Here is a 1,882-nt window from a genome sequence, read left to right on the forward strand (position 1 = left end):
CACTTCTCTTCTCCTTCCCATGCAAAGATCAAAAATTGCCAACCGCCCTTACGCTAACTTCGTCGTCGTCGCGTTCATCTAAGTACAATTCCAGGGAAAGGTGTTCAGTGAATCTATACCCTAGGGCAGCGTTATTTTCGCTCTCATCGGAATAGCGCCACCACACGTAAAAGGCTTTTATGCCTCCCTCCATCCAGAGACGATACCAAGTTTTGTCCTCTTCCAGCTCCCTTTCTACTCCTAACCAAATGTCCATATAAGGAGACCACCTTAAGCCGAGCCTTTCCTCGCTATCGCCATCATCCAGAAAAACTATTGCTTCGCCATAAAGCTCTATATCCCACGAAGGAAAAGGCTGCGCCTTGCGACCTAAGTGTAATCCAAGTTCAGTAGATTTCTCTTCCGTACCTGCATAAGCTGCTCCCCAAACGTAAAGCGAGTATCTTTTGCTTTCTGCTCTCACGTCGGTCCTCGCTATCCTGGAAGGAACAAACTGCGTATCGAACTCGATCTTAGCGGTACTCGCCAGTCTTGTGCCTTTTAACTTTTCACTAATCAAACGCTCTATTTTATCCTCATGCTTAGCAGCCCAATCCACGGGAACACCGATAATTGGAGATAGGCCCTCAAGCAACTTCTCGCGCATCTCGTACTGCCAAAAAGAGGGCAGCGACTTCGAGAAAACGTGGGTATCCACGGCTAGCACCAAATCTTGAGTGGCTACAAAGGATAGATTCACCACGTATGAATCGTCTTCCTTGCTGACCAAGACGTGAGGTTCCCAGCCAGGCATGCGCAAAGAGGTTATTTTTTTTACTTCTTTTAAAAATACTTCATCAGCCCACTTCAACGCCTCGATGGGCACACCTTGAACCATGCTCAAAAGCATTTCTTCAAGGCCCAAAGCGTCTTGACGAAACCACTCGTCACAGGGCGAATTTAATCTGGGAGCCGTAACTTTGACCTTCCAGTCCGCAAGCTTTGTTGGCACAAATTCAACGAAGACATCATCTTTACTTTTGACGCTGAGCGATTTTATTTTGTAACCCTCAAAGATCCTATCTGAAACCATAGCAAGAAGCCTTTCTTGGCTGGCCAAATCGTAGCTGGGCATTTCTCTCATTACAGCTATAATGCTTTCTTTAATAGCATTAGAGAGCCACTCGGGCGGCCCTTTTACAATCACGCTTGCCTGTGCCCGAATGGCCCCAAAAAGGATCGCCCATAATAACAAAAAAACCACGATCCCCGCTTTTTTTTGCCTCATGTTGGCATCCTAAAACAACTCCCCAAACCCAAAATGAGTATAAGTCTCATATTCTCCTTCAGCCAAATCTATACGTAAATTACCAAGCGGCGTCCTGACTCGAACGCCTATGCCATATGAATCGTGTAGATCTGATAAATCGAAGCTTGAAGACCTCTTAGCGCCATGTCCAACGGTCTTATAAAGATAGTCTATAAAGGGATCGCTATCGCCCCATGCATTGCCGGCATCGTAGAAGAAAACCAGGCCAAAGGCTTCTTCGATGGGTATCCTGAGTTCAAAATTGGCCAATAACATCTCGGTCCCATAGAATTCATCTTCTTCATATCCCCGCAGATCTCTATCCCCTCCGATAAAATATTGATCCATGAAGGGAATGTCGCCGCTCGAAAAACCGGCCCTGACCCTTGCGGCAAACAAAACCGGCGTATCCCTCGTTCCCAACTCTATATCGAATACCTCTCCAATCCTGGTCACGGGAGTATAATACCTGGCTTCAAACCAATATTTAGTGAAATTCCAGTCACTCCCCAAAAAATCCAAAGCCTGTTCCACGTTAATGCTCATTACATCTCCTTTGGGATAGCTTAAGTACTCGTCCAAGGTGGAACGCTG

General features: G+C 46.3%; 2 protein-coding genes. Both read right to left on the reverse strand.

Going from position 1 to position 1,882, the window contains the following annotated elements; all coding sequences use genetic code 11:
* Positions 1-28: 28 nt before the first annotated feature.
* Positions 29-1,267: a hypothetical protein gene (locus Q7P41_RS07780; RefSeq protein WP_303883269.1), complete on the reverse strand. Its 1,239-nt coding sequence runs from the start codon at positions 1,265-1,267 to the stop codon at positions 29-31.
* 9 nt (positions 1,268-1,276) lie between these two features.
* The coding region (locus Q7P41_RS07785) for a BamA/TamA family outer membrane protein (protein ID WP_303883270.1) at positions 1,277-1,882 on the reverse strand (606 nt) is incomplete at its 5' end.

This window comes from Acetomicrobium mobile (genome assembly GCF_937920065.1).

Excerpts from the sequence above, each read along its gene's own strand:
- Q7P41_RS07780 (WP_303883269.1), bottom strand. The coding sequence starts at position 1,267 with ATGAGGCAAAAAAAAGCGGGGATCGTGGTTTTTTTGTTATTATGGGCG.